The organism is Pseudomonas sp. XS1P51 (assembly GCF_054897845.1).
In genome coordinates, this window is sequence record NZ_CM142707.1 from 6,143,678 (window position 1) to 6,167,247 (window position 23,570).

Sequence of the window (23,570 nt, forward strand, 5' to 3'; positions counted from 1 at the left end):
TTTTGATCTTGATCGTCGCGAATCAGCGGCGAATCAGCGGTGGTTGGGTGAACTTCACGCCGGCCAATCCATGAGCGATCAATGCGCGGATATTGCCATGGTCGCTGCCTTCAGGCGTCGCAACCACCGAGCGGTAGTGCTCGCCAAACGCCAACAGTGCTTCTTCATCGCTCAGGCCTTCAAGCAGTGCCAGACCCAACGTCTTGCACGAGCCTTCGTTCTGCCCGGCGGCGTTTTCCACGCCGCCATTGTTGAAGGCCTGTGGCTGATAGTCGTAACCGGTGGCGATGAAGGCCAGTGTGTCGGCAAAAACGTGTTCGCCGCTCTTGAGGCTGGCGCGCAGGGTGTTCAGATCACTCATTGGGTTTTCCTTTGGCGAACGCCGCTTGTTGTTCGGCACTGGCTTCTTGCTGGTATTGGGCTTTCCACTCGGCGTACGGCATGCCGTAGACCACTTCGCGGGCGTCATCGAGGCTGACCTCGATCTGGCGTTCGTCGGCGGCGGCCTTGTACCACTTGGACAGGCAGTTGCGGCAGAAACCCGAGAGGTTCATCAGGTCGATGTTCTGCACATCCTTGCGACTGTCCAGGTGGGCGACCAGTCGGCGGAAGGCGGCGGCTTCAAGTTCGAGGCGTTGTTGCTCGGTCATGATGGACTCTGTGGAATCAATGTGTGGCGCGGATGATAAAAGTCTGGCGAACAATGCGCCAGACGCAGTCAGCGGCTCGCGGCCAGCGTGATCGATACCGACTCGGCGAATCGCAGGGCGTGGGGTTTGTCGACTTCGACCTCGGCATACAGCACCGATTCGTTGGCCATGACCAGATCGAGAATTTCCTGGGTCAGGCGTTCGAGCAGGGCGAATCGATTGCCCTCCACGTGAGCGATGATCGCCTTGGTGATGGTTCGGTAATTGAGCGCGTGATCGATGTCGTTGTCACGCACCGCTTCCTGGGCGGCATACAGGATGGTCAGGTTGATCAGCACATCCTGCTTGTTGAGGATTTCATCCTCGTTGATTCCGATGAAGGTCCGCAGGCACAGGTCCTTGACCCGGATGCGCGCCGTTCCTGGTTGAAGTTGTGGCATTGCTACTTGCTCCGTCCAATCAATTGCAGGAACTCCTGACGGGTGTTGCTCGACTCGCGGAAGGCGCCGAGCATCACCGAGGTGTTCATGGTCGAATTCTGTTTCTCGACGCCGCGCATCATCATGCACATGTGCTGGGCTTCGATAACGACTGCAACGCCCGCAGCGTTGGTCACCTGTTGCACTGCGTCGGCGATTTGCCGGGTGAGGTTTTCCTGGATTTGCAGGCGACGGGCGAACATGTCCACCAGCCGTGCAATCTTCGACAGACCCAGCACCTTGCCCGTTGGAATATAAGCCACATGCGCCTTGCCGATGAAGGGCAGCATGTGATGTTCGCAGAGCGAGTACAGCTCGATGTTGTCGACGATGATCATTTCATCGTTGTCGGAAGCAAACAGCGCACCGTTGACGATCTCTTCGACGCTCTGGTCGTAGCCATGGCACAGGTATCGCATGGCCTTGGCCGCACGCGCAGGGGTGTCGAGCAGGCCTTCGCGATCGGGGTTTTCACCGAGACCGATGAGAATCTCGCGATAGTTCTGGGGCAGGGATAAGGTCATGGAACATCCTCGCGGGGCAACTTATTTGACGTGCCGTCCGCCGTTGACGGTCAGGGTCGTGCCAGTGACATAAGGGTTGTCGAGCAAATAGCGCAGGCTTTGGTAGATCACTTCGCTACCGGGTTCGATGCCCAGCGCGGACTTGGCCAGGACCTTGGCGCGGTACGCCGCGTCGTCGTCAGGATTGAACAGTAGCAGGGCTGGCGCGATCCCGTTGACCTTGATGTCCGGCGCGTATTTGGCCGCAAAGGACAGGGTCAGGCTGTCGAGCCCGGCTTTGCTGGCGCAGTAGCCGATGTGCTGGCTGCTGCCCTTGCGGGTCACGTCATCGCTGATGTGCACGATGTCGGCCGGGCGTGAGCGTTGCAGCAAGTCGGCGCAGTGCAGGTTGATCAGGTAAGGCGCGAGCATGTGCACGTTGAACATGCGGGTGAACGCCGCGGCGTCGGTGTCCGGGGTTTCGGCCAGCCATTCGGAAGCGTTGTGGACAATCGCGCGCAGGCGGTCGGTGTGGGTTTTCAGTTCGCTGATGAAGGCGAAAATCCCGGCTTCAGTGGAAAAGTCCGCGAATACCGCGATCGCTCCCAGGTCGCGCAATGTTTGCACGCCGGGGCGTTCGCTGCGGTAGCTGAAGATTACCGGATGGCCGTCTTCGAGCAATCGCTGCGCGCAGTGGAGGCCGACACGCTGGCCGGCACCGGTGATGAGGATTGGGGCTGCGGAAGAGGTCATGAACGGCTCGCGTCGCGGTAAGAGCAAAACTATACCAGCGACGGGAGACGGATACCTATTGGTGGGGCATCCTCTGTGGGAGCGAGCCTGCTCGCGAAGGCGGTGTGTCAGTCAACAAAAGAGTTGAATGTTCCGGCGTCTTCGCGAGCAGGCTCGCTCCCACAAGGGTTATCAGCGGTTCTGGGTAGAGGATGTTGCGGGCAACGGTCGTTGCGGTGTGCCGTTCAACCAGTTGGCCAGCAGGCGGGTCGACAGGGGAATGAAGAAGTAGACCATCAACGGGGTCAAGCACAAGGTGCTGATGAATACTCGGCTCAACAGGCCCATATCGCTCAGCAAAGGCCCCAGGACAAAGTTGAACAGCAGGGAAACCGGAAAGAACGCCAGCCAGATCGCCACGGCCTGTTTCCAGCGCGGTGGACGTTGGCCGACAGCGCCGAACCAGCCTTCGATCCCGCTGACCCGATGTTCGGTAGGGTGGGCAAACAGGTCGCTGCCGCGTCCGAGCCAGGCCGTGCGCGAGGCGGAGTGCTCCCAGGCATGCAGCGTCTTGCCGTCGGCGAAGCGGAAAATAATCTGGAACTCGTCATCGTCGGGCGGCGGAGCGAGCACGCCAGAGCCGAGATAACCGGGAAAGTCGGTGGCCAGTTGTTCGCCTTCGCGCAACCAGGCGATCAGGTCCTGATAACGCCCATCGGCGACGCGGCGCGCAACCATCAGCGTGACGGGTGAGGTAGACATTGTGCATCTCCGTATAACAAACGCGTCGCTCCGGATAGGAGTTTCGCCAGGCGCAGCGCCGGGGTGATGGGCTGCGTCTTGGGATAAGCAAGGATTATTCCTGATTCTGCCAGTAACGTCAGCGATATTCGTCGCTCATCAATGCCTTGAATGGTTAGGGGGCAGGAGAGGTAGAATGGGATCCAATTAAAACAAGGACGTTGACCTCCCTATGCCTGTCTTGACTGACGCTGTCACGGGTTTGCAGCCCGGTCTTCCCCTCGAACGGGAAGAGCTGTTTCCGATTCGTGAGGTGGCACGCCTGACCGGTGTGAATCCAGTCACGCTACGAGCATGGGAACGACGTTATGGCCTGATTCAGCCTACGCGCACCGAAAGTGGGCATCGATTGTACTCAATGGGCGATATTGAACGAGTCCGCAGTATTCTTGGCTGGATCGAGCGCGGCGTTGCCGTCAGTAAAGTCGGCAAGATTCTGGCCAGGGTCGCACCGCTTCAGGCGCTGTCGCACATCATTCCGAATGAGCTCGTGCAAGCTGACTACGCGCAATGGCAACAGCAGGTTCAAGCGGCGGTGAGTGCCTTTGACGAAACCCTGTTGGAACAGGTCTATGGACAGATCTTTTCCAGTTACCCCCTGACGGTCGTGTTTCAGGACATTCTGATTCCGCTCTGGAAGCAATTGCTGCAGCGTCATGAAGCGTTCGGCCAGGCCAGCGAGTGGTTTTTCTTTGATGGTTTTTTGCGATCCCGAGTGTTGCAACGCCTGTTGCTGGTGCGTGTCATGCAGCCGCGACGGGTGATTGTCTGCGCCCTGAACGATCAGTGTCGTGAGCTCGAACTGTTGCTCACTGCGCTGTTTCTGAGCAGTGTCGATTCGGCTATTCAGGTGCTGGCTATCGGTCAGCCATTCGATGAATTGACCCTGGTCTGCGAAAGGATCAAGCCCCAGGCGCTGGTACTGCTTTCCAATCACTTGCCTGCCCTCGAGTTGCCTCGGCGTCTGAATCGCCTGGCCTTGAGCCTGGATTGTCAGTTGATGCTGGCAGGTGATGCGTCCGATCTGGCGCAGGAAAGCCTGGCCGGATCGTCGGTCGGGTGTCTGGGTAACGAGGGGATGGTGATGCGTCAGCGTTTGAAACAGTTCCTGGCCGGCAGCCTGGATACTTGAATCAGAGATGCAGGGCCGGATGCGTCAGCCGATGCTGCTGGAGAATGTACTGGCGCAGGCGCTCGGTTTCGTCCTTGTCGCTCTGACTCAGATGATAGGCGTAGAAGCCGTTCTCGGTTTCTTTCTCGAAGGTGCCGCGCAACGCGATCCGCTCATAACCTGAAGGGCTGAACCACAAGGCAAAATGTTTTGGCGGTTTGGTCTTGTTGCGAACTTCCAGCAAAACCCCTTTGAACGACACTTCGTGCACCCACATTGTGCAAGGTTGACCGCTGGCATTTTCCAGCGCGACCGGCTCTTCAAGCACCAAGCGCCATGGCCGGACCATCGGGCCATCTTCATAGATGCTGGGCACCCCCAGGCGTAAATGCAGCGCATGAAACTCGTCTTCCACCAAGTGCAGCGGGAACGTCATTTGCTGGTTTTCGAAGTTGGCCTGGATGGTGACTTGCTCATGAGCGGCAAGGCGCGTGAGCAAGTCACGGATCTGCGAACCACCGTTGACGAGCAGGCTCGACGTCGCATCCCGCACATTGAGCTGCGGGTTGTGTTGCATGGTCTGGATGAAATCCAGCTCATCCTGGGTCAGGAGTGCGTCGCGTTGCATGATCTGCTCGAAAGAAATAGTTACAAAGTCATCGGTGATTGTAGTTAATGACAATTAATTAGCAGGTTTGTTTTTGCCGTTCGTCGCTTTGAGTTTGGCAAGTTCGGCCTGGAGTTCAGCCACTTGCGCTTCGAGCTGCGTGACCCGCTGCTGCGCCTTGACCTGTACGGTGACGTCTTTCTGCACGCCGACAAAATAAGTCTGCCCGTCGCTCGGGTTTTTCACTGTCGAAAGCGACAGCTCATTCCAGAACGGCGTGCCGTCCTTGCGATAATTTCTGAGGATTTCCCGGCAGGACCCGCCGCCGCTCAACGCCTCGCGAATCAGCGGGAGCGCTTCCTGATCGCGGTCTCCGGACTGAAGAAAACGGCAATCCTGATAGAGGATTTCTTCGCTGGTGTAACCGGTCAGGCGTTCGAAGGCCGGGTTGACGTAAATCAGAATGTTGTCTTGCTCGCCTTCCTTTTCGGCAATCACGATGCCGTCGTTGGATGCGTTAATCACCATTTGCAGCAGTTGGGCGTTGATCATCGGAGAGTCCTTTCCAGATTGATTGAGCGCTGCATTCTAAAAGAACTCTACCGGCCATCAATGCTTAATGAGAGCCAATCGCAGCTTTTTTGCTGCGGCTGTTAATATCCCCCTCTTTTTACTCAGCTTCAGGATCAGATTGATGAAAGTCGCCATCCTTTCCGGCTCGGTGTACGGCACGGCTGTAGAAGTCGCCCGTCACGCCGCGAACATTTTGAAAAACGCGGGTTTCGAAACCTTCCATAACCCGCGCGCGAGCCTGGCCGATGTTCAGGCTTTTGGCCCTGAAGCCTTTCTGGCGGTGACCTCGACCACTGGCATGGGCGAGTTGCCGGACAACCTGCAACCGTTGTATTTCGCCATTCGCGACCAGTTGCCGGCGGCCTGGCGTGGTTTGCCAGGCGCGGTGATCGGCCTGGGCGACGCCAGTTACGGCGATACGTTTTGTGGCGGCGGTGAACTGATGCGTGAACTGTTCGGCGAATTGGGCATGCGTGAAGTGCTGCCGATGCTGCGCCTGGACGCCAGCGAAAGCGTGACGCCGGAAACCGATGCGGAGCCTTGGCTGGCCGAGTTGGTCACTGCTCTGCAGGGTTGACCGGACGCTCGCGCAGCAAGGCGAGCCAGGCTTGTGCCGCTTTTGACAGGTACGCGCCCTGACGCCAGATGAAGACAATATCCCAGCGCAGATAACTCGGCGCGTTCAAGGTCAGGCGTACCACGCCTGGCCGCTCCAGCCCGCGAGCCACCACACGCGGCAACAACACCACGCCTTGACCGGCCGCCACCAGCGCCGCGAGAAAATCCGCCTGGCCGCTACGACCGCCTTCTTTCGGCGTAAACCCCAGCTGCTGGCAGGCTTGCAGCAATCGGTCGTTGAGCACGAAGCTGCGCTGATACAGCAGAAACGGCGTATCGGCCAATTCCTCCAGCCCGATCACAGACTGCGTCGCCAGCGGATGATCGGCGGGCAGCAGGGCGTCCAGCGGTTCATCGCAGAACGGCTGAAAGGCAAACTGCGGGTCCTTGGTCAGCAGGCCTCCACCCAATTCCAACTCACCGCTCAACACGGCCTGTTCGATGTTCAGGCTGCCACCCTCCAGCAACTGAATGCTGATGTTGGGATAGCGTCGCCGGTATTCGGCGAACAGTCCGGCGAACAGCGCGTCGCTGCCCAGAAGCGGCAAGCCCAGGCGCAACTCCCCACGGGCCAGTTGGCTCAAATCATCCAGCTCACTGAGCAGTTCGTTGCGCAGCCTCAGCATGCCTTCGGCCCGTTGCAGGACCACGCTGCCGGCGGCCGTCAGGCGAAGTTGTGAACCCAGCCGTTCGAGCAGCGGTGTGCCGAGGCTCTGTTCCAGCTGAGCGACCTGCTTGCTCACTGCCGATTGGCTGATGTACAGGGTTTTGGCGGCCTGAGTAAAACCACCTTGGTGCATCACTTCGACGAAGCTGCGTAGCTGCTTGAATTCCATGGGCCTGATTCCATTTTGGAATGGCTTTGAGTCTAACAATTCGCTTCGGGGATAGCAGCCCGCTCCGTAACATGAGCACCTGTGAGGACCGAAACATGAACGCATCAACCCTGAAATACCTGGCTCGACTGGTGGCTGAATTGGCCGTGCTCCTGGCTATCTACCTGCTGGGCTGCCAAATGGCGGTGTGGTTTGGCTGGCCGATTCCCGGTGGTGTCATTGGCATGGTGCTGTTGCTGTTGGCATTCGCCCTGGGGTTGGTCAAACCGGCGGCACTGCAAATGGGCGCGGGACTGTTGATGGCCGAGATGCTGTTGTTCTTCATTCCGGCACTGATGAGCCTGCTCGACTACGGCAGCCTGCTGCGCAGCGACGGGTGGCGGATTCTGCTGGTGATCGGTGTCAGCACGCTGATGGTGATGTTGGTGACGGCCTTTACCGTGGAACTGGTAGTGCGGTTGAGGAGGTCCCATGAAGCTTGAACTGATGCCGATGTTCTGGCTGACCCTCACGCTGCTGGCCTACCTGTTCAGCCGCTGGATCTATCGGCGCACCGGTCGCTACCTGTTGTCGCCACTCATCCTTGTGCCGGCCCTGTTGCTGGCGCTCGCCGTGCCGCTGCACACCGCGTATGCCGAATACTCAAGCAATACCCATTGGCTGATGCTGGTGCTGGGGCCGGTCACCGTCGCCTTCGCCGTGCCGATCTGGCAGCAGCGGCAAATGCTGATGCGGAATTGGTCGGCGTTGTTGCTCGGGATGCTGGCGGGCAGCGCGGCGTCCATCGGCAGTTCGTTCGGTCTGGCCAGGGCGCTGGCGCTGGACAGCTCGGTGACGATGTCGCTGGTGCCGCGTTCGATCACCACACCCTTTGCCATGCCACTGGCTCACGATCTGGGCGGTGTGCCGGAACTGACCGCGGTATTTGTCATGTTCACCGGCGTTTTCGGCGCGATGCTCGGCGGCATTCTGCTCAAGTGGCTGCCCCTGCGCAGTGCCCTGGCCCGGGGTGCATTGTTTGGTGTCGGGGCGCACGGCGCCGGTGTCAGTCGGGCGCATGAAGTCGGGGGTGAAGAAGGCTCGGTGGCGGGGTTAGTCATGGTTCTGACGGGGCTGCTGAACCTGTTCGCTGCGCCGTTGCTGGCGGCGGTACTTTGACATGGATCCAGGCTTGTCGACGTACTGACTCGCTCGGCCATCAAGCTGGCTGCCAATGCAACTACACGAACTCTGGAGGCTGACTAGACTCGATAATCATTGGAAACAACCCATAATAAAAAAGCCGAGGTTCCTTGCCGTGAGCGTAACCCCCGTTCAATCGCCCAACAGTGTCAAAGACCAGGTCAGTGCCGCTGAATGGCAGACCCGCGTCGACCTGGCTGCCTGCTACCGTCTGGTCGCCCTGCATGGCTGGGATGATCTGATTTTCACGCACATTTCGGCCAAGGTGCCAGGCACTGAAGATTTCCTGATCAACCCGTTCGGGCTGATGTTCCACGAGATCACCGCGTCCAGCCTGGTCAAAGTCGATCAGGCCGGCAACAAGCTGATGGACAGCCCCTACGAGATCAACCCGGCGGGCTACACCATCCACAGCGCCGTGCACGAAGTTCGTCACGATGTCGTCTGCGTGCTCCACACTCACACGGCGGCGGGCGTCGCGGTGTCGGCGCAGAAGCAAGGCGTTCTACCGATCAGCCAGCAGTCATTGTTTGTCCTGTCCAGCCTGGCGTATCACGCCTACGAAGGCGTTGCGCTGAACCATGAAGAGAAGGCGCGGCTGCAAGCCGACCTCGGTGAAAACAATTTCCTGATGCTGCATAACCACGGCCTGCTGACCTGTGGCAGCACCATCGCCGACACATTCCTGATGATGTTTATCTTCCAGCGTGCCTGCGATATCCAGGTGCTGGCGCAAAACGGCGGTGCCGAGCTGATCGCGATCGAACCGCACATTCTGGCAGGCGCCAAAGCCATGATCGCCGGCGTCACCAAAAGTGCTCAAGGGATGGGCGGCGCGCTGGCCTGGCCGGCGCTGCTGCGCAAGCTCGATAAACAAGACCCGGGGTATAAACTCTAATGCCACTCACCGAGATCCCCCTGTGTGTTTGGCGCAAGCGCGGCCAGACGTTCGTGTTCCGTGGGCAGACCATCCGGTACTGGACGGCGGGGCAGGGTGAACCGCTGCTGCTCATTCATGGCTTCCCGACCGCCAGCTGGGACTGGCATTACTTGTGGCAGCCGCTGACCCAGCGCTATCGGGTGATTGCCTGCGACATGCTCGGTTTCGGTGATTCGGCCAAACCGGTGAACCACGACTACAGCCTGTTGGAGCAGGCCGATCTGCAACAGGCCTTGCTGGCGCACTTGAATGTCGAGCAGCCGGTGCACCTGCTGGCCCACGATTATGGCGACAGCGTGGCTCAGGAACTGTTGGCCCGGCATTACGAAACGCACATTCATATCGCCAGTTGCGTGTTTCTCAATGGCGGGTTGTTTCCCGAAACCCATCGTCCGGTACTGATGCAAAAACTGCTGCTCAGCCCTTTGGGCTGGATGATTGGGCGTGCCTTCAGTCGTGACGGTCTGGTGAAGAGTTTTCGGCAGATCTTCGGCCCGCAAAGCCGCCCCACCGAGAGCGAGATGGATGATTTCTGGAGCCTGGTCGAGAGCAATCACGGGCCACGGATCATGCATAAACTGATCGCCTATATCCCCGAGCGACGTGTCCAGCGCGAGCGTTGGGTCAGCGCGATGCAGCGCGGTGACGTGCAACTGCGGGTGATCGATGGCGAGGTCGACCCGATCTCCGGCGCGCACATGGTCGAGCGTTATCGGGAGCTGATCCCGAACCCGGACACGGTTCTGTTGCCCGGTATCGGCCATTACCCGCAGACCGAAGCGCCGGGGCAGGTGCTCAAGCACTATCTGGAGTTTCGCGACCGGCTGGTTTCGCCGCCGCGCAGGGTGGCCTGCTCCTGAGTCGCGCCGAGAAGATCGCAGCCTTCGGCAGCTCCTACAGGGTAAGCGTACGCCACAATGTCGCGGGTGTACTCGGTCGGTGTAGGAGCTGCCGAAGGCTGCGATCTTTTAACATTCCCGCCAAATTTCAACTCATCATCCCCCAGCCTTATCGCACACCATTCAGCCTCCCCCGGGTTCATTGTGACCAGCCGCGCCGTGCCTGACACTCGGACTCATTGTCCCTGGCCCGCTGGAGTTCCCCCCATGAATGAGTCTGTGCGCTTCGAAGATAAAGTCGTGATCGTCACGGGGGCCGGTGGCGGCCTCGGACGGGCGCATGCGCTGCTGTTCGCCAGACAGGGTGCCAAAGTGTTGGTTAACGATCTTGGCGGCTCGGCTCAGGGCGAAGGTGCAAACGCTTCAGCGGCAGACCGTGTGGTGGCGGAAATTCGCGAGGCCGGCGGCACCGCCGAGGCCAACCACGACTCCGTCACCGACGGCGACAAAATCGTGCAGCACGCCCTCGACGCCTTTGGCCGTGTCGATGTGGTGGTCAACAACGCCGGCATTCTGCGGGACAAGACCTTCCACAAAATGGAAGACGGCGACTGGGACCTGGTTTACCGCGTCCATGTCGAAGGCGCCTACAAAGTCACCCGCGCGGCCTGGCCGCACATGCGTGAGCAAAACTATGGCCGCGTAATCTTCACGGCATCGACCTCGGGCATTTACGGCAACTTCGGCCAGTCCAACTACGGCATGGCCAAACTCGGCCTCTACGGCCTGACCCGCACACTGGCCATCGAAGGCCGCAAAAACAACATCCTGGTCAACGCCATCGCCCCCACCGGCGGCACCCGCATGACCGAAGGCCTGATCCCGCCGCAAGTGTTCGAGCAACTCAAACCGGAACTGGTCAGCCCGTTGGTGGTGTACCTCGCCAGCGAAAATTGCCAGGAAACGTCCGGATTGTTTGAAGTGGGTGGCGGATGGATGGGCAAGGTGCGCTGGGAACGCAGCCTGGGCGCCGGGTTTGATCCGCGAGTGGGGTTCTCGCCGGAAGATGTGGCGGCGCATTGGCAGCAGATTTGTGATTTTGAAGGGGCGGCGCATCCCAAAGACAACATTGAGGCGCTGAAGGAAATGATGGCGAATCTGCAGAAGTATTCGCTGTAAGCGTTACGGGTGCTGCAAGCCACTGGGACGCGGCTTGCGGCGCCGTCGGAGGATCAGACGTATTTTTTGTTCGTGACGAATGTGGGCGCTTTCCAGTTCGGGCCTTTGATGGCGACCGCGCCGTCACCTTCGACCAGCACTCCTTCCTCGAAAAGCTGCTCGTAGGTATTCACCAGCTCACCATTGGCAATCACTTCAAATCGATATCGGCCGAACATTCTGTCAATAGAAGGAAAGGCCAGGCTGATTGCCACAACTGAAAGCAGGTCTCTCACGGATTCGCTCTTCACCGCCTGTTCGAGAGTAACTTGCAAAACTTTCGCTTCGCAGACGTTTTCAAAAGCTTGAATCTCTTGCCGTTTGCCGGCCTCTATCGCTTCGTCTGTGTAACGTAACGCTTCATCGTCGCTGAGCTGGAAGTCTTCCAGTGCAGCTGCGTGGGCATTGTTCCAGATCGAGGTGTCTTTCCTGGGAACAAAATTGTCATCGACGCCCATGGCTCGAAATCTCTCAAGCACCTGCAGCGTATGGGCGTAAAAAACGCTGGTCTGTGTCGGTGATTTCCAGTGTGCCTTGCAGGATGTTTTCGAGACGCTCGATCATGATGCTGTCGGCGTCAGAGCTGTCCGCTCGAAGAAGGTGAAACTTTAGTTGTTCGGTTTTTTCTTTATCGGTCATTGGCGTGCTCGCTTCCTGCGTGATTTCAATTTCGCGGGGGATCTTAGCGTTGATCGTATCGTGCTGGAATGACAGTAAGGAGGATCAGTACCAAGCCGTCAGGTTGCAACGGCTTGGTAGGTTCCAACCTTAGATGTATCTTTTTTCTATCACGAATTTAGGTGCTTTCCAGTTAGGTCCCTTGATTGCCAACCCTTTCTCGCCATTAGCCAGTACACCGGTAGCAAAAAGTCGTGTGTAAGCGTTTTCAAGGTCTCCATATTTAATCGCTTCGCGGTTATAACGCCTGATCATCATGTCCAAATGAGGTGTCGCTTTAAACAATGCGAAAACCGTGACAATGTCATCCAGAGATTCATTTTTGACGATTTGTTCAATGGTGTTCATTGCCACATCTCCTTCAGAAGACTTTCGTAGTAGTGCCTGTCCTGTTCCTCTGCCGCGGCTAACGCTTCTGCCGTGTAGAGAAGTGTCTCATCGTCTTTTAGCTTGTAGTCTTCTAGAGTCGCTGTGTGGACGTTGTTCCAAATGGGAGAGTTTTTGTCTGGCATCTCCGTGTCGCTGTATCCCAAGGCCCTGAATCTTTCGAGCTCTCTGATTTCATGAGTGTAGTAACGCTTCTCCGTATCAGTCATATCGAGCTCTCCTCTGAGAATCCTTTCCAGCCGATCAATCATCACCTTGTTGGCAGCAGAGGAAGGAAATCTAGATGTGTGCAGCTTGACCAAATCGACTCCTTCTTGAGAAGCGATTGCAGAGGTCCACTCCAAATCCATAGTCGGGCTACCCGTTTGCTCAGGATTAAAGTCACGCCCACTGTGTTCCCCTTTGACCACTGCACCCTCGTAGGGGCTGCTGAAAACGACATACAGGGGCGGCATGCCTGAATCTGCCGGGAATATATTGATAAACCCACCCAGGCTGTGGAGGTCCAGCTCCGGGTATGTATCTATCCTTCCTTCGATCGCGGTTAAGGTCGTGCCGTTGTAGACGGCAATGTTCGGTACGCTCGCTGGCAGTGTTGTTGACGCGTTGTCCGGCCTGACAATCGGCGTCCAGGTCATGCCGATGGACGGGGCTCCCGGGTTGTAGGACCTGTAAGCGTTGAGAACTGGATCGAAAGTGGCGAACCGCACCGGCACTTTGGCAGGCGCCGTCGCGCGGTTCGTGGCGGCAACAAAGTATTCCGTGGTGTTGTCCACAGTCCTGGAGCCAATAGCGACCGGCAGTTCGACTTCCCCACTGGCCTCGGCGACGGCGTACAAGTCCTGGAGATCCTCGGGTGTAAGATCCGAGAGCGGCACACTCAAGGCGTAGAGATCGCCATTACCCAGCTGTGAGGGAAATGCCAGCGCCGCAAACCCGGCAATAATTGCCCCTGCCGACGTAGCTGTTGCCGTAATGACAGCCGAGACGGCGGCTCGCAAAGTGGTCTGGATTGCCTGGGTGGTGGCCGTGTTTGTGGCGAGGCTTCCCGCCGCCCCGGTGAACACCGGACCTGCTGTGGCCACCGAGCCTGATACGGAAAATGGCCTGTTGGCTTGGGCAGCGTCTTCCCGTGCCTTTGCCTCTTGCGCGTGGGCCTCTTCAGCGGCAACACGTTGTGCTTCCTGCTCCGTTTCTCGTTGTAATTGGTCTTGCGCTTGCGCAGCGGCTAGAAGGCTCTGCACATGTACTTGTTTAATATTCAAAAACTGAATTTGTTCTGCCAGTAACTTTGCAGAGTAAGCGGCTTGATAGGCGCTAGCCCATGTCTTATAAGCTGCTCCATGAGGTCGAACAGCTTTCTCTAGGGTCGTAACCCTGGCGATGTAGTCTATCGATGTCGTATTGAGAGGGCTCTGCCCGTAGAAGGCATTGGCAAGTCCTGTTTGTACATGCAGTTCGGTTGTTTTCTGCTGAAGTAAAATGTTTCTGACGTTTAGTTCGTGTTGGTATACCTGTGCCTGTGTAGATGTTTCGCTGGAATATTTAGTTTTAAAGTTTTCGAATTCGACATCGGTTGATTTTGCCAAGCCCTTGGATTTCGCCGCGTAATCGTTTTTTATTGATTTTTCCGTAGCCTGGACATTCCTCAGAGTTTGTTCTCTTAAGTGTAGCTTCAGGGTCTGAGGGGAGCCTATTCCTCCTGCTCGCGTCGGCGGAACACTAAAACCGCCGCCTTTTGGATTTTTCCCGGGTTTCGGTTGCGCTCCAACATAAGTTGTGTCCAGTTCGATGGTATTGCTTTCTCCGACAACATTAGTTGTCGAGATCTCAAGCGGGGGACCTTGTTTTTCTGACATTATGAATCTTCCATGAGCGTAATTAATCGGTGGTGCCGAATAAGATTACGTCAGGAGTGTTGAGGCTGGATCCGGGAAAGTTGTAGGCGTTTTCCGTTTGGAAGGTACGCAAGTGTGTACTGTTTGGTGGATGTAAAGACTGATCCTTAATTGATGTAGGAATATTCTCTAGTTCATAAAGTAACTTGCATAAACGAAGACTGTTCAGCAATGGAAAAAACGCGCCCATAAAAAAGGCCGCTGCAAACGCAGCGGCCAAAGCAAGACGTTAAATCAAGCAGCTACAAATCAACATCTGCGTACACGGGGTGAGGAATCGAAAACCTTCAACTCATCTGAAATCTGTCGCTGATGGCATGGACGGATCACACGCCATCGCCCCCACCGGCGGCACCCGCATGACCGAAGGCCTGATCCCGCCGCAAGTGTTCGAACAACTCAAACCGGAACTGGTCAGCCCGTTGGTGGTGTACCTCGCCAGTGAGAATTGCCAGGAAACGTCCGGGTTGTTTGAAGTGGGTGGCGGCTGGATGGGCAAGGTGCGCTGGAAACGCAGCCTGGGCACGGGGTTTGATCCGCGGGTTGGTTTTTCACCGGAAGATGTGGCGGCACTTTGAAGGTGCGGCGCATCCGAAAGACAATATTGAGGCGCTGAAGGAAATGATGGCGAATCTGCAGAAGTATTCGCTGTAAATATTCCAAGAGGGTCAAGAACGAGACTTGACCTTCTTGTTTATAGCTACTCGATTTTGAAACCTGGTTTGCCGTTTGCAGTTCTCCAGGCTTTTACTTTTTTAATGATGGCTGCGGGTGTGGAGTCATCGTCTGAGTCTGCATAGTAAATTAAGTCAGATCCGTCGGGATGCTCGGTCAGCGCCTCAAACAAGAGTACTGCGTCTATTTGCTCTTTTTCAGTCGCGTACTCCGAATTGCAGATTCCAGTCAAGAACTCAAGGAACTCTTCTTCGGTGTAGTCAGAAATATTAGAGTTGCTCATATTAGATTCCTCCTTTGTGTAAGTCGGAGTGTCGTTTTGGGGTGACAATTCGGAGATTGTCGATGTCGTAAATTTCGCCACCTCTAGAAATACGACTCACATGGTGTAATTCAAACTTTACTTGACCGCCTAGCCTGTCGTTTTTACGCGAAAAAGGGGCTCTTCCGTTTTGCATTTCTTTAATGTTGTTGGCGGTAAACTGTTTAGCCAACTCAGGATCGTCAACTGCAGCTCTCCATAACGCTTCTCTAAACCTCCTGAAGCTCGAAAAGCTCTGTCCTCGGAGTTTATTCGCAATCTGATTCGGGATCACTGAGCCATCACCCTGCGAGGCCGCTCCTAGCCAAATACCCGATACCGCGTCCCCATAACCACTAGCCACTCCAGGATCGTCCCTCGGGTCCCTGAACATCGTGTAGATCGGAGGGATCCCTGACTCCGTCGGGAATACAGTGACGAAGCCTCCAAAGCTGTATAGATCCAGCTCCGGAAACTCATCAAGCCTTCCATCCAGCGCGGTGGGAATAGTGCCGTTATAGACGACAACATTGAGCTCCCTCGCTGGGAGCGTTGTTGATGCATTGTTCGGACTAACAATCGGCGTCCAGGTCATGCCGATGGACGGGGCATCCGGATTCTTGGATCTGTAAACGTTGATATTGGGATCGAGAGTGGCGAGCCGCACCGGTACTTTGGAAGGAACTGCCGTACCGTCTGTGGGGGCGACAATAAATTGTGTTGTGTCATCCACAGTTCTGGAGCCGATCGCGACCGGCAGATCGACTTCGCCATTAGCCTCGGCGATGGCGTACAAATCATCGAGATTGTGGGGCGTGAGATCCGAGAGCGGTACGCTCAAGGCATAGAGATCGCTGTTACCTAATGGTGGGGGAAAGGTCAGCGCCGCAAATCCGCCAATTACTGGAGCGGCCGACGCGGCTAACCTGGCAATTATTGCTGCCACGGCTCTTTTCAGTGCCGACTTGATTGCGAGGGTCATCGCTGCATCAGTGGCGAGATTTCCCTCCGCTACGGTGAACACCGGATCGGTTGCCGCCACCGAGCCCGTTACGGGAAACGGACGATTGGATTTGGTCGCCTCTAACGAAGCTTTTAATTTAGCGTCCTGTTCTGCACGCCATTTGGCAGCCGCCTCTTCTCGTTGTTTTGCCTCTCTCGCGTGCGCAGCGGCTAGAAGGCTCTGCACATGTACTTGTTTAATATTTAAAAACTGAATTTGCTCTGCCAGTAACTTTGCAGAGTAAGCGGCTTGATAGGCGCTAGCCCATGTCTTATAAGCTGCTCCATGAGGTCGAACAGCTTTCTCTAGGGTCGTAACCCTGGCGATGTAGTCTATCGATGTCGTATTGAGAGGGCTCTGCCCGTAGAAGGCATTGGCAAGTCCTGTTTGTACATGCAGTTCGGTTGTTTTCTGCTGAAGTAAAATGTTTCTGACGTTTAGTTCGTGTTGGTATGCCTGTGCCTGTGTAGAAGTTTCACTGGGGTATCTGGTTCTAAAGTTTTCGAATTCGACATCGGTTGATTTTGCCAAGCCCTTGGACTTCGCCGCGTAATCGTTTTTTATTGATTTTTCCGTAGCCTGGACGTTCCTCAGAGTTTGTTCTCTTAAGTGTAGCTTCAGGGTCTGAGGGGAGCCTATTCCTCCTGCTCGCGTCGGCGGAACACTAAAACCGCCGCCTTTTGGATTTTTCCCGGGTTTCGGTTGCGCTCCAACATAAGTTGTGTCCAGTTCGATGGCATTGCTTTCTCCGACAACATTAGTTGTCGATATCTCAAGCGGGGGACCTTGTTTTTCTGACATTATGAATCTTCCATGAACGTAATTAATCGGTGGTGCCGAATAAGATTACGTCAGGAGCGTTGAGGCTGGATCCGGGAAAGTTGTAGGCGTTTTCCGTTTGGAAGGTACGCAAGTGTGTACTGTTTGGTGGATGTAAAGACTGATCCTTAATTGATGTAGGAATATTCTCTAGTTCATAAAGTAACTTGCATAAACGAAGACTGTTCAGCAATGGAAAAAACGCGCCCATAAAAAAGGCCGCTGCAAACGCAGCGGCCAAAGCAAGACGTTAAATCAAGCAGCTACAAATCAACATCTGCGTACACGGGGTGAGGAATCGAAAACCTTCAACTCATCTGAAATCTGTCGCTGATGGCATGGACGGATCACACGCCATCGCCCCCACCGGCGGCACCCGCATGACCGAAGGCCTGATCCCGCCGCAAGTGTTCGAACAACTCAAACCGGAACTGGTCAGCCCGTTGGTGGTGTACCTCGCCAGTGAGAATTGCCAGGAAACGTCCGGGTTGTTTGAAGTGGGTGGCGGCTGGATGGGCAAGGTGCGCTGGGAGCGTAGGCTGGGTGCCGGGTTTGATCCGCGAGTGGGGTTCTCGCCGGAAGATGTGGCGGCGCATTGGCAGCAGATTTGCGATTTCGAGGGGGCGGCGCATCCGAAGGATAATATTGAGGCGCTGAAGGAAATGATGGGGAATTTGCAGAAGTACTCGCTTTAATGAAGCCAGCAAGGTCACCGTTTTGACCTTGCTGGTTCTTAATGATTGGACCTGAAGTCTGGTTTGCAGCGGTGATCAAGAAAAATACTTGTGGACCAATGCCGCCAGATTCGCTGCCGTTTGTGCATCCATGATCCCGTCGTAAGTCTCCGGGCGAAAGTGCAACTGAAAGGCCCGAACAAGGTGTGTGAAGCCTTGTTCGGTTGACGCGCCGGAAACGTCGTACCCGTAAGTCTTGAACAGTTTTAGCAATTCGGTTCGGGCAGGAATGCCGGTCTCGCAATATTGCTGCAGATAGGTGTCTCGGGTGGCATCGTCGAACCAGGCACCGACGCCTTTCAGGTAAAGGGCATGCCAGGGGAATTTCGGCCCTGGGTCACTCTTGCGGCCGACCGCAATATCCGAGTGCCCCAGAACAAGGGTCGGGCTGATATCCGGATAGCGTTCAAGGATGTTCAACGCCAGCTCTTCAATGGCGGCAATTTGTTCTGGCTGATACGGCGGAAAGTTGAAAACCCCTTGGCTAAACGTTGCAAGGTTGACGATTTCAACGCCGATAGACGTGTCGTTCAGATTGCTTCGATTGCCCCAGGTACTGACGCCCGCATGCCACGCGCGCTTGGTTTCGTCGACGAGATTGAACACTTCCTGCCCGGTATAACCTGCTTTCAAGTAGCTCGGATCGGTGATGTCGGGAACCAGATAGTGGGCGCTGACATTCGGGCCGGTCAGTGCATTGACCGAACTGGAGAAGTTGCCGGCTGTGTAGTGGAAAATCAGAAAACGTACGCGGGTGTTAAAACTTTTAGTAGAGCGGTACTTGTTGTAGTCAATGGGTTTCATGAAAAGAATGCTCGCAGTGAATTAAGTTGAAATCAGCAGGGTTTAAATGAATGGCTGACTTGTGATTAACCTTAATCGCTGGGGCGCTTCGTGTGATTACAGAACTGTGTAGTCGCTTTCCGAGAAGTGTGTAGGTGGTAGGAAGTCTCTCGCGAGTTTGTATAAGTTCTGGCGGGGGATGGGCAGTATAAGAAGCAAGCACGAATGCTTGCTTCTTTGTTTGGATTACTGTGCTTCAGATTTGAAACCTGGTTTGCCGTTGGCTGCTCGCCATTGTTTGATGGCCTTTAGTACGCCGGCAGGGCCGTCTTCAACACCCTCCTCGGGATAATATAAAATATCGGTGCCGTTTGGATGTTCTGAAGTGCTTACGATGTTGTCCACAAAAGCATCGTGCTCTTTCTCTGATGAGAACCTCCCTTGGAACAAACGATTTATAACATTAAGGTATTCAGACTCTGTGTAATCTTCATATCTATCTTTAAGTGTCATTTTCACATTTCTCCTTTTTTGGAGTGGGCTTCGATGTGCTGCTTTGGTGTCAGTATACGAAGATTGTCTATATCGTAGACTGCGCCGCCTTCGCTGATAGGTTTAACGTGGTGTATTTCAAATTTTTTCCGTCTGCCCACTTGTTCCGAAGACTTGGCACTTGGTGATAAGCCATCTCTCAAATCAATTTTATTGAGTGGAGTGAACTGTCCATTCAAAGTTCTCTCACTTGCTACGGCCTTCCAAAATACTCTACGAAACGATTTAAAACTCGAAAACTCCCGCCCCCGAAGTTTATCCGCAATCTGCTTGGGGATCGGCGCTCCTTCCAGCGTTGAGGCAGCACCCAACCAATTTCCTGAAACCGACTGTCCGCTCCCGCTGGCAATACCGGGATCCTGCCGCCGATCCCTGAACATCGTGAATGTCGGAGGGATCCCGGAGTCGATCGGAAAGACGGTGATGAAGCCACCAAACCCGTAGCGATCCAGTTCCGGAAACGGATCGATTCGTCCCGCGTCGGGGGTGACGGTAGCGCCTTCATAGATCGGCAGGTCAGTGTCGATCAGCGGAAATTCCGTTGAAGGATCCTGCGGTTCTACCAGCGGCGTCCAGGTGATGACGGGACCGTTGGAGACGGTGCTACCGGAAACGTATACATTCTTGCGCGCGTCAAAGTGAGCGAACCTTACCGGCACACTGGCGGGTACTGTCACTCCGTCAGTGGTAAGAACGACAATCTCTACCCTATTGCCTATCGTCCTCGAGCCGAGTCGCACTGGCAGGTCGATTTCCCCTCCGACGGCTGCCAATCCATACAGGTCGGCGGTTGAATCAGGAGCGAGTTCTGACAGCGGAACACTGACAGAGAAAAGATCACCGTTACCCAGTCTGGAGGGCGCCAATAGGGCGGCGAACCCGACCAAGACCGGCGTTGCTGCAGTCGCAAGAGCTGCGATAGCCGCGGATACCGCTGCGCGAAGCGCAGTCCTGAGCGCCAAGGAGGTTGCTGGACTAACGCCGAAGGTCCCGGTAGTTCCGGTAAACGCCGGGCCGAATGCCGCCATCGAACCGACATTGGCAAACGTGGGGTTTTGCCACCGAGCCTCTGTTTCCTCTCGCCATTGCGCCAAGAGGCGTGCCTGCTCGAGTTGTCGTTGGGCCTCAGCCTCTACTGCCAGACGAGCCTGTTGCCGCTCGCGTTCTTGCGCCTGCCTTTCTTTCCGTTGCTGTATCTTCAGATTCGCCAGTTGAGCTTGGCGTTGAGCCGCGGCTGCTTCTGCCTTGGCTTCAGCCTCGGCCAGAGCTGTATTCAATGCTGAGATTCGTGCCCTTTCTTGAGCCTCAAGCTGAACCAGAGCCTGAAGCTGAGCTTTAGATTTAGCTTGAGCCTCAACATAAGCGTCAGCTTCCGCCTGTATGCGCGCCTTTTCTGCGGCAACATGTTGGGCTTCCTGTTCCGCTGCCAATCGCGCCTGTTCCTCGGCCACGCGTTTGGCTTCAGCCTGGGCTCTTGCCTGAGCCGCTGCCGCTGCTGCTGCTGCTTTTGCGTTGGCATCGGCAATGGCTTTGTTTTGTGTGGCTAAGCGAGCATCCAACAGCTTGATCTGCTCAGCCAGAAACTTTGCCTCGTAAGCCGCGGCATAAGAGACATTCCATTTGGTAATTGCGTTGTAATAAGCCCTTTGCCCTCCGCGACGACCAATGAGTTCGAAACCCTTATGATTAGAATCTGGAGCTTTGTGGGTCAGTGGGTCATGGCCATGATAAAGATTGGCTATTCCTATGTGTTCTTGATGATCTGTCCTGGCTTTGAAAAGTTGTAGCTTAAGCGTCCGTAATTCAATCTCGAGAGCATCGGTTCCAGGGGGTACCACTGCAGCAACAGCCGCTCTCGTTTTTGCGAGTTCGGCTTCGGTTATATACATGATGTTCTTGATGTTTTTGTTGAAGAGCTCTTCGGTAGAAGTGTTGCTTTCATTCAGCCATTCAAAGGCAGAATCTACTGCGTCGTATGCACGGTCGGAGTGGTCGGGGTTTGACACGCCCCCTGCGCTAAATCCGAAACCAGAAGACGACGAAGGCGTACGGGGTATACCTCTATTAACAAGGATATTTTTTTCTTGCTGCATATCGAGTTCCTTTCTATTCGAATATCTGAATAGCCACGTCGGTATTCAACACGTGCGGTCGTTCATGGCTATTTATGTCGTCACCCATCCAGGGCGACCAAGGAAACTATAAGTTCGATTTCTTAATGCAGGCAGGTGAGCGTTTCCGACAGTGATGTAGGAAACAAGAAGTTTTATCTCGGAAATAAACCCACATAAAAAAGGCCGCTGCAAAAGCAGCGGCCAAAGTAAGACGATTGATCAGGAGCTATAAATCAACGTCAGTGAACACGGGGCGATGAGTCGAAAATCTTCAATTCATCTGAAATCTGTCGCCGATGGCATGGACGGGTCACCCGCCATTGTTTCGTGCTTTCAGGCCGTTTGCCGTGAAAGCCCGGCAAGAATAAGTGCCTGAGTTCAAAGGAAAAAGAGCGATTCCAGACATGCAGTGTTACAGTCTGAGCAACAGTCCTGATTCTCAGGTGTAGGAGCTGCCGAAGGCTGCGATCTTTTGATCTTGACCTTAGGCAGTTTCAGCATCGCAAGAAGATCAAGATCAAAAGATCGCAGCCTTCGGCAGCTCCTACAGGGGGCGTTCGCAGCGCTACATGCATCTGACTGATAACCCTCAATCCAGCCCACCCATACCCGGCGTAAACCAACGTCACCTATGGCCATTCATCCTTTAGAGCTACACCCCAAATACCTCCTTCGTGCGCTTATCGACCCCGACCTGCGGCAGTAGGGTGTGGCCTTCTGTCACTCACCGGGGAAGACGCATGACAAAAACAACAATGCGCGCCATCTTCACGCCGCAGGCGCTGGCCGCTGCGGTTGCCTTGGGTTGCTGTGCCCAGGCACAGGCCGTTTCATTCAACATTGGCGAAATCGAGGGGACGTTCGACTCCTCGCTATCCGTCGGCGCGAGCTGGGGCATGCGCGATGCCGATAAATCTCTGGTGGGTATCGTCAACGGCGGGACCGGCCAGGCGTCGACCGGTGATGACGGGCGACTGAACTTCAAGAAGGGCGAAACGTTCTCCAAGATCTTCAAGGGTATTCACGACCTTGAACTGAAGTACGGCGACACCGGGGTGTTCGTCCGTGGCAAGTACTGGTACGACTTCGAGCTGAAGGACGAAGACCGCGAGTTCAAGCCGATCAGCGATCACAATCGCAAAGAGGGCTCCAAGTCTTCCGGCGCGCAGATCCTCGATGCGTTCGTCTATCACAACTATTCCATCGCCGATCTGCCGGGCACTGTGCGTGCCGGTAAACAGGTGGTCAGTTGGGGCGAAAGTACGTTCATCGGCAACTCGATCAACAGCATCAACCCGGTCGACGTTTCAGCGTTCCGGCGTCCTGGCGCCGAGATCAAGGAAGGCCTGATTCCGGTGAACATGCTGTTCGCTTCGCAAGGCTTGACCGACAAGCTCACGGTGGAAGGCTTCTATCAACTGGAGTGGGACCAGACCGTTCTCGACAATTGCGGCACCTTCTTCGGCGGTGACGTGGCGGCAGACGGTTGCACCACGGGATACACCGTTGCCAGCCCGGCCATCGCGCCGTTGCAACCGATTGCCGCCGCATTTGGCCAGGGCTTCCAGGTCGGCAGGGAAGGCGTGATCGTGCCCCGTGGCGGCGACCGCGATGCCCGCGACTCCGGGCAATGGGGCACGGCGCTGCGCTGGCTGGGCGACGACACCGAGTACGGTCTGTACTTCATGAATTACCACAGCCGCACACCGAATGTCGGCACCACCACCGCCGGCCTCGGCACGCTGGCACAGATCCCCGGCATCGTCGCTACCGCCAACGCTATTGCGCCCGGCACCGGGTCGGCCCTGGCTCAGAGCGTGATGCTCGGTCGCGGCCAGTATTACCTCGAATACCCGGAAGACATTCGCCTCTACGGCGCAAGTTTCTCCACCACATTGCCTACCGGCACCGCATGGACCGGCGAGATCAGCTATCGCCCGAACCTGCCGGTGCAGGTCAACAGTACCGACCTGACCCTGGCCTTGCTCAACCCGATCGCGGGCGGCGCGGCTTCGCCGATTGCCACGCGGCCCGGCGCCGACAACAAGGGTTATCGCCGCAAGGAAGTGACGCAGATCCAGAGCACCCTGACGCACTTCATCGATCAGGTCGCAGGGGCCGACCGACTGACCCTGGTGGGCGAGGCGGCGGTTGTCCACGTCGGTGGTCTGGAAGCCCGCAGCAAGCTGCGTTATGGCCGTGACTCGGTGTATGGCGCATACGGTTTTCGCGGTGACAGGGACGGTTTCGTGACCTCGACCTCGTGGGGCTACCGCGCCCGCGCCATCCTTGACTACAACAACGTCATCGCCGGGATCAATTTCAAACCCAACCTGTCGTGGTCCCACGACGTCGCTGGCTACGGCCCCAACGGGCTGTTCAACGAAGGCGCCAAGGCAATCAGCGTCGGGGTCGATGCCGACTACCGCAACTCCTATACCGCGAGCTTGAGTTACACCGATTTCTTCGGCGGTGACTACAACACCCTGGAAGATCGCGACTTCCTGGCGTTGAGCTTTGGTGTGAACTTCTGATCT

General features: G+C 56.0%; 26 protein-coding genes and 2 pseudogenes. 10 read left to right on the forward strand and 18 right to left on the reverse strand.

All coding sequences use genetic code 11. The features are described from left to right. Nucleotides 1–22 precede the first annotated feature (22 nt). The 6 genes from ACYZUD_RS28450 to ACYZUD_RS28475 all read right to left on the reverse strand — a co-directional run bounded on the left by ACYZUD_RS28450 (nt 23) and on the right by ACYZUD_RS28475 (nt 3,126). Nucleotides 23–361 carry a HopJ type III effector protein gene (locus tag ACYZUD_RS28450; protein ID WP_462021171.1) on the reverse strand — a complete coding sequence of 113 codons (339 nt, stop codon included), beginning with the start codon at nt 359–361 and terminating at the stop codon, nt 23–25. Beyond that, a complete protein-coding gene (locus ACYZUD_RS28455) occupies nt 354–650 on the reverse strand; it encodes a DUF1244 domain-containing protein (RefSeq protein WP_085711760.1) in 297 nt (98 codons plus the stop codon). The genes ACYZUD_RS28450 and ACYZUD_RS28455 overlap by 8 nt, the downstream gene beginning before the upstream one ends. A gap of 68 nt (nt 651–718) precedes the next feature. Then, nucleotides 719–1,090 (reverse strand): dihydroneopterin triphosphate 2'-epimerase, encoded by a 372-nt coding sequence (folX, locus tag ACYZUD_RS28460; protein ID WP_129438421.1) that lies wholly within the window; start codon nt 1,088–1,090, stop codon nt 719–721. A gap of 2 nt (nt 1,091–1,092) precedes the next feature. Next, on the reverse strand, nt 1,093–1,653 hold the full coding sequence (gene folE, locus ACYZUD_RS28465; RefSeq protein ID WP_462021172.1) for a GTP cyclohydrolase I FolE: 561 nt from the start codon (nt 1,651–1,653) through the stop codon (nt 1,093–1,095). 21 nt (nt 1,654–1,674) lie between these two features. Further along, nucleotides 1,675–2,385: a dihydromonapterin reductase gene (gene folM / locus ACYZUD_RS28470; protein WP_462021173.1), complete on the reverse strand. Its 711-nt coding sequence runs from the start codon at nt 2,383–2,385 to the stop codon at nt 1,675–1,677. A gap of 171 nt (nt 2,386–2,556) precedes the next feature. After that, entirely contained in the window at nt 2,557–3,126 is a 570-nt protein-coding gene (locus ACYZUD_RS28475) for an antibiotic biosynthesis monooxygenase (protein ID WP_462021174.1), read from the reverse strand. A 211-nt stretch (nt 3,127–3,337) separates the two neighbouring features. On the opposite strand from ACYZUD_RS28475, the gene ACYZUD_RS28480 reads away from it, so the two are divergent. After that, nucleotides 3,338–4,297 carry a MerR family transcriptional regulator gene (locus ACYZUD_RS28480; RefSeq protein WP_462021175.1) on the forward strand — a complete coding sequence of 320 codons (960 nt, stop codon included), beginning with the start codon at nt 3,338–3,340 and terminating at the stop codon, nt 4,295–4,297. A 1-nt stretch (nt 4,298) separates the two neighbouring features. Here ACYZUD_RS28480 and ACYZUD_RS28485 read toward each other — a convergent pair whose 3' ends face one another. Next, nucleotides 4,299–4,904, reverse strand: a complete 606-nt coding sequence (locus ACYZUD_RS28485; RefSeq protein WP_462021176.1) for a hypothetical protein — start codon at nt 4,902–4,904, stop codon at nt 4,299–4,301. A 54-nt stretch (nt 4,905–4,958) separates the two neighbouring features. Next, nucleotides 4,959–5,435 (reverse strand): PAS domain-containing protein, encoded by a 477-nt coding sequence (locus tag ACYZUD_RS28490; RefSeq protein ID WP_462021177.1) that lies wholly within the window; start codon nt 5,433–5,435, stop codon nt 4,959–4,961. Between the two features lie 142 nt (nt 5,436–5,577). Here ACYZUD_RS28490 and ACYZUD_RS28495 point away from each other — a divergent pair, with 142 nt between their 5' ends. Next, a complete protein-coding gene (locus tag ACYZUD_RS28495) occupies nt 5,578–6,033 on the forward strand; it encodes a flavodoxin (RefSeq protein ID WP_462021178.1) in 456 nt (151 codons plus the stop codon). Here ACYZUD_RS28495 and ACYZUD_RS28500 read toward each other — a convergent pair. After that, entirely contained in the window at nt 6,014–6,910 is an 897-nt protein-coding gene (locus tag ACYZUD_RS28500; protein WP_462021179.1) for a LysR family transcriptional regulator, read from the reverse strand. The genes ACYZUD_RS28495 and ACYZUD_RS28500 overlap by 20 nt on opposite strands. Nucleotides 6,911–7,005: 95 nt before the next feature. Here ACYZUD_RS28500 and ACYZUD_RS28505 point away from each other — a divergent pair, with 95 nt between their 5' ends. The 5 genes from ACYZUD_RS28505 (at nt 7,006) to ACYZUD_RS28525 (ending at nt 11,050) form a co-directional block, all read left to right on the forward strand. Next, the gene (locus ACYZUD_RS28505; RefSeq protein ID WP_462021180.1) at nt 7,006–7,392 is read left to right on the forward strand and encodes a CidA/LrgA family protein; all 387 of its coding nucleotides are present in this window, start codon (nt 7,006–7,008) and stop codon (nt 7,390–7,392) included. After that, nucleotides 7,382–8,068 carry an LrgB family protein gene (locus ACYZUD_RS28510; RefSeq protein WP_462021181.1) on the forward strand — a complete coding sequence of 229 codons (687 nt, stop codon included), beginning with the start codon at nt 7,382–7,384 and terminating at the stop codon, nt 8,066–8,068. Before ACYZUD_RS28505 ends, ACYZUD_RS28510 begins: the two co-directional genes overlap by 11 nt. Before the next feature lie 139 nt (nt 8,069–8,207). Next, the gene (locus tag ACYZUD_RS28515) at nt 8,208–8,990 is read left to right on the forward strand and encodes a class II aldolase/adducin family protein (RefSeq protein WP_462021182.1); all 783 of its coding nucleotides are present in this window, start codon (nt 8,208–8,210) and stop codon (nt 8,988–8,990) included. Beyond that, complete coding sequence (locus tag ACYZUD_RS28520; protein ID WP_462021183.1) at nt 8,990–9,892, forward strand: alpha/beta fold hydrolase; 903 nt, start codon at nt 8,990–8,992, stop codon at nt 9,890–9,892. Before ACYZUD_RS28515 ends, ACYZUD_RS28520 begins: the two co-directional genes overlap by 1 nt. Nucleotides 9,893–10,138: 246 nt before the next feature. Continuing rightward, the gene (locus ACYZUD_RS28525; protein WP_462021184.1) at nt 10,139–11,050 is read left to right on the forward strand and encodes an SDR family oxidoreductase; all 912 of its coding nucleotides are present in this window, start codon (nt 10,139–10,141) and stop codon (nt 11,048–11,050) included. A 53-nt stretch (nt 11,051–11,103) separates the two neighbouring features. Here ACYZUD_RS28525 and ACYZUD_RS28530 read toward each other — a convergent pair whose 3' ends face one another. The 4 genes from ACYZUD_RS28530 to ACYZUD_RS28545 form a co-directional block, all read right to left on the reverse strand. Beyond that, entirely contained in the window at nt 11,104–11,547 is a 444-nt protein-coding gene (locus tag ACYZUD_RS28530; RefSeq protein WP_462021185.1) for a hypothetical protein, read from the reverse strand. 13 nt (nt 11,548–11,560) lie between these two features. After that, nucleotides 11,561–11,728, reverse strand: coding sequence for a hypothetical protein (locus tag ACYZUD_RS28535; RefSeq protein WP_462021186.1), 168 nt, complete (start codon nt 11,726–11,728; stop codon nt 11,561–11,563). A 129-nt stretch (nt 11,729–11,857) separates the two neighbouring features. After that, nucleotides 11,858–12,115: a hypothetical protein gene (locus ACYZUD_RS28540; RefSeq protein ID WP_462021187.1), complete on the reverse strand. Its 258-nt coding sequence runs from the start codon at nt 12,113–12,115 to the stop codon at nt 11,858–11,860. Continuing rightward, nucleotides 12,112–14,013 carry an S-type pyocin domain-containing protein gene (locus ACYZUD_RS28545; protein ID WP_462021188.1) on the reverse strand — a complete coding sequence of 634 codons (1,902 nt, stop codon included), beginning with the start codon at nt 14,011–14,013 and terminating at the stop codon, nt 12,112–12,114. The genes ACYZUD_RS28540 and ACYZUD_RS28545 overlap by 4 nt, the downstream gene beginning before the upstream one ends. Before the next feature lie 368 nt (nt 14,014–14,381). Here ACYZUD_RS28545 and ACYZUD_RS28550 point away from each other — a divergent pair. Beyond that, a pseudogene (locus tag ACYZUD_RS28550) lies at nt 14,382–14,706 on the forward strand (serine/threonine protein kinase); the annotation flags it as partial. A 46-nt stretch (nt 14,707–14,752) separates the two neighbouring features. Here ACYZUD_RS28550 and ACYZUD_RS28555 read toward each other — a convergent pair. Further along, nucleotides 14,753–15,010 (reverse strand): bacteriocin immunity protein, encoded by a 258-nt coding sequence (locus ACYZUD_RS28555; RefSeq protein ID WP_462021189.1) that lies wholly within the window; start codon nt 15,008–15,010, stop codon nt 14,753–14,755. A gap of 1 nt (nt 15,011) precedes the next feature. Next, nucleotides 15,012–16,832: an S-type pyocin domain-containing protein gene (locus ACYZUD_RS28560; protein ID WP_462021190.1), complete on the reverse strand. Its 1,821-nt coding sequence runs from the start codon at nt 16,830–16,832 to the stop codon at nt 15,012–15,014. Nucleotides 16,833–17,200: 368 nt separating this feature from the next. On the opposite strand from ACYZUD_RS28560, the pseudogene ACYZUD_RS28565 reads away from it, so the two are divergent. Next, nucleotides 17,201–17,545, forward strand: a pseudogene (locus tag ACYZUD_RS28565) (serine/threonine protein kinase); the annotation flags it as partial. A gap of 75 nt (nt 17,546–17,620) precedes the next feature. Here ACYZUD_RS28565 and ACYZUD_RS28570 read toward each other — a convergent pair. From ACYZUD_RS28570 to ACYZUD_RS28580, 3 genes are all read right to left on the reverse strand, one after another. Continuing rightward, entirely contained in the window at nt 17,621–18,388 is a 768-nt protein-coding gene (locus ACYZUD_RS28570; protein WP_462021191.1) for an N-acetylmuramoyl-L-alanine amidase, read from the reverse strand. Between the two features lie 225 nt (nt 18,389–18,613). Further along, the gene (locus ACYZUD_RS28575) at nt 18,614–18,880 is read right to left on the reverse strand and encodes a bacteriocin immunity protein (RefSeq protein ID WP_462021192.1); all 267 of its coding nucleotides are present in this window, start codon (nt 18,878–18,880) and stop codon (nt 18,614–18,616) included. Between the two features lie 2 nt (nt 18,881–18,882). Beyond that, entirely contained in the window at nt 18,883–21,012 is a 2,130-nt protein-coding gene (locus tag ACYZUD_RS28580; RefSeq protein ID WP_462021193.1) for an S-type pyocin domain-containing protein, read from the reverse strand. A 761-nt stretch (nt 21,013–21,773) separates the two neighbouring features. Here ACYZUD_RS28580 and ACYZUD_RS28585 point away from each other — a divergent pair. Then, complete coding sequence (locus ACYZUD_RS28585) at nt 21,774–23,567, forward strand: DUF1302 domain-containing protein (protein ID WP_462021194.1); 1,794 nt, start codon at nt 21,774–21,776, stop codon at nt 23,565–23,567. The last annotated feature ends 3 nt before the right edge of the window (nt 23,568–23,570 follow it).